The 3,736-nt window shown below is 52.4% G+C and carries 3 protein-coding genes; all 3 read left to right on the top strand.

Annotated elements, in window-relative coordinates; all coding sequences use genetic code 11:
• Positions 1-497 precede the first annotated feature (497 nt).
• Positions 498-905, top strand: a complete 408-nt coding sequence (locus tag FBQ85_27855) for a hypothetical protein (GenBank protein MDL1878949.1) — start codon at positions 498-500, stop codon at positions 903-905.
• A 68-nt stretch (positions 906-973) separates the two neighbouring features.
• Positions 974-2,365 (top strand): cysteine--tRNA ligase, encoded by a 1,392-nt coding sequence (locus tag FBQ85_27850; protein MDL1878948.1) that lies wholly within the window; start codon positions 974-976, stop codon positions 2,363-2,365.
• 268 nt (positions 2,366-2,633) lie between these two features.
• Positions 2,634-3,736: transglutaminase domain-containing protein (locus FBQ85_27845; GenBank protein ID MDL1878947.1), on the top strand; the 1,103-nt coding region annotated here is incomplete at its 3' end.

The raw sequence follows: 3,736 nt of genomic DNA, 5'->3' as shown, positions 1-3,736 counted from the left end.
GACGGCAAAGCCATGCGCGCCCATATTCACGAAACCCATGTCGGCTCAATCGACCGTGAATCCGTGAAGCTGCTCGTCGAACAAGTGCTGGAAGGCGGGCAGCGGGCGTTCGAGATGCGGCGGGCGAAATACGGGTTCTGAGATAGTTGTGACCTGAATTTTGCACGGTATTTGTTCTTACCTCCGCCTGCGATTGAAATCGCAGGCTCAAGGCTTAAGTCGGCTCAAGCCGACTTTTCTCACACGTGATGATCAGTCGCCTTTAGGCGACTTTAGCTTTGAGCCTGAGAATTCATTCTCAGGCGGAGGCGAGCAGAAAAATTGCAAAATTCAGATGTGACCAAATCATACAAGGAGTTCGTTTCTGAGCACGATAGACAAAATTCATCGATAAGCACAACGACTGCCGGAGCCGCAGCAAAAGGAGATACTCGATTTTGTTGTTGGGAAGGATCTACAGCAGTTCACGAAATTGCAACTCATTATGAATAACCATCATGCTCCGTGAAATCAACTCCATCGCCCAACTCATTCACGAACCGAAACGCCGCTGGTTCGAGGACGACTATTTTGATTTGATTGTCTGGCACGATCATCAAGATGAAATCATCTCGTTTGAACTGTACTACGACAAGCGCGGCCACCAGCGCGCGGTGCGCTGGGAACAGCCGAACCGCTATGCGCATTATCGCGTGGACGAGGGCGAAAAGAGATCGGGCAAATCGAAAGCCAGCCCGGTGCTGATCGTGGAAGGCGCGTTTGATTGCAGCAAAGTTGCATTCCTGTTTGAATCTGAAAGCAAGCGCATCGATGCAAACATTGCAAGCTTTGTTTACGACAAGATCATGGGATATCCGATTTCAGCCGGCAATCCTGAAGATGAAACTGACGAAGACTGGCTTTGACCAGCGCTGCAACGCACAAGAATTGTGACAGCCGATTTGCCGAAACTTTTGGAACGTTGAGAAAACGCATGCACACACCCCTTCACCTCTACGACACCTATACCCGCAGCTTGCGTGAGTTCAAACCCTTGCGCGCCGATGAAGTCGGGCTTTACACCTGCGGCCCCACGGTTTACGATTATGCCCACATTGGCAATCTGCGCACCTACCTCTTCGAAGACATTTTGCGCCGTGTGCTGGAATTCAATGGCTACAACGTCAAACACGTGATGAACATCACCGATGTCGGCCATCTCGTTTCCGATGCCGATACCGGCGAAGATAAAATGGAAAAAGGCGCGCGCCGCACCGGTAAAACCGCCTGGGAAATTGCGGCATTTTACACGCAAGCCTTTCAGGACGATATGCAGCGCTTGAACATCCTCCCACCCACCATTTGGTGCCGCGCTACGGATCATATCCGCGAACAAATTGAAACCATTCGCTGCATCGAAAAAAAGGGATTCACGTACCGCACCTCTGACGGCATCTATTTCGATACTTCCAAGCTGCCGAATTACGGCTATCTCGCGCGGCTCGACATTGAAGGCTTGCGCGCCGGCGAGCGCGTTGAAGTGGGAGAAAAACGCAATCCCACGGATTTTGCATTGTGGAAGTTCAGTCCGGCTGATGAAAAACGGCAGATGGAATGGGAAAGCCCGTGGGGCATGGGGTTTCCAGGCTGGCACACCGAATGCTCGGCCATGTCGGAAAAATATCTTGGCCCTTTTTTCGATATTCATTGCGGCGGCGAAGATCACATTACCGTGCATCATACCAATGAGATCGCGCAAACCGAGGCTTGTCACGGAACACGCCTCGCAAACTTTTGGATGCACGGCTATTTCCTGCAGCTTGATGACGCAAAAATGGCAAAATCTGCAGGCGAGTTTCTGCGCGTGCAAACGCTGATCGATCGCGGTTACGACCCGCTCGCCTATCGCATGCTCTGTCTGGGCGCGCATTATCGCACGCAATTGAATTTCACCTGGGAAAGTCTTGACGGCGCGGAAACTGCATTGCAACGCCTGCGCACGACGATGTTTGATTGGGGCGCGCCGGGCAAAATAGATGAAGATTCTCGCCGCAAATTTCTCGAACAAATCAACGACGATCTCAACACGCCGCGCGGCCTGGCAGTGATGTGGGAATTGGTTAAAAGCAATTTGCCGCTGGCTGTCAAAAAAGCGACGTTGTTCGAGTTTGATCGCGTGCTGGGCTTGCGTCTGGCGGAATGGCAACCGAAGCAAGAAACCGTGCCGAGTGAGATCATGATGCTCGTCGAGCAGCGGCAGCTCGCGCGCAAGGAAAAACGCTGGAAAGATTCCGATGCCCTGCGCGATCAAATCAAGGCGGCGGGCTGGGAGATTGAAGACACGCCACAGGGGCCGAAGCTGCGCAAGCGACCATCGAAATCGTAAGGATCCCAACGCGAACGAGTCGCACCCAAACAGGCTCAAAAAAAATGCCAGCAGATCGAAACAACCCAACTGATAAAAGCCGTTCATTTGTTGGGTTGTTTCGATCCGCTGGAGGTATCTTTGCCTTTATACTCAAATTTGACAGTTTCGCTTAAATAGCCAATTTTTAAATAAGCTGAAAACCGCAGTTCTTCGTGCAGCCCTTGCGGCAATTGGGGCTGTTTCGATTTGATATAATACTTCATTTGATTTTAGGAGAACAAACGTCATGCGCCGCGAAACAGTTTTGTTCACTCTGTTGATCTTGGCCTTTGCCACAATGATCACGGGAAGAGAGAACTATACGCTCAACGGCAGCCAGGTGTCTCGCATCAACTACACGCTCTCGCAGCGGCTGGTGCCCGCGGCCGGCATCAATTCACTCATCATCAGTACCGTGATTCCTGCGTCATTCAACTCGCCTACTTACAATCAAGATATCGCCAACCTCAATCTGCAATTCAATCCTGCGCCAACGCAGCGTGAGGAAAAGCTCGACTCGCGCGGCAACAAAGTCATCACCGCCACCTGGCGGCAGCCCACGGCAACGATCGTGGCCTCGGTTTCTTTGACCGCCTCGAATTGGGTAAAGCTCAACACGATCAACACAACTGCGCCTTTTCCGCTCGCGGCGCTCACCGGTCCGGAAACCGCTTATCTGGCTTCAACCAAGCAGGTGGCAGCAGACAATCCCCTTATCGCAGCAAAAGCCAAAGAACTGACGCGCGGTGTGACTACCGAATTCGATGCGGTGCAACGGATTCTCTCGTGGGTTGTCGATCATGTCGATTATGTTTTGACGCCGCCGAGTTATGACGCGATTTACTCGTTCAACACCGGCAAGGGTAATTGCCAAAATTATTCCCATCTCTCCGCCGCGTTGATGCGTGCGGTCGGCATTCCGGTGCGCATCGTCAACGGCGTCACACTCAATCGTTCCTTTGACGCCAATACTGAGGAGGGCCGTTTGACGTTGGGCATGGCGCAGGGCCGGCATTCCTGGATCGATGTTTATTTTCCCGATCTCGGCTGGGTTCCGTTCGATCCGCAACAGAGCCAGCTTTTCACCAGCAATCGTTACATCCGCATCGAAGTCGGGCTTGACAATGAAGAGACGACACAAGACGGTTTGATTCGCTGGACGGTGGCGCGCGGCTCCAAAGCCCAACCGGAATTTGAAGAAACCATCAACGCCGATTTTCCCGAAGACAAAACCACGATCACCGCCAAACGGCAAAAATACGGCCCAAAGAATCTTTTGCTTTCTCCCGACGTCAAGGCAACCTTTGTTCCTTACGTCGCAGACGTGACTCCTCCTCCCCCGCCGCCACC

This window comes from Cytophagia bacterium CHB2 (genome assembly GCA_030263535.1).
Taxonomy (GTDB): Bacteria; Zhuqueibacterota; Zhuqueibacteria; order Zhuqueibacterales; family Zhuqueibacteraceae; genus Coneutiohabitans.
The sequence above is the reverse complement of the archived record's forward strand: the minus strand, read 5'-3'. Positions and strand labels throughout refer to the sequence as shown.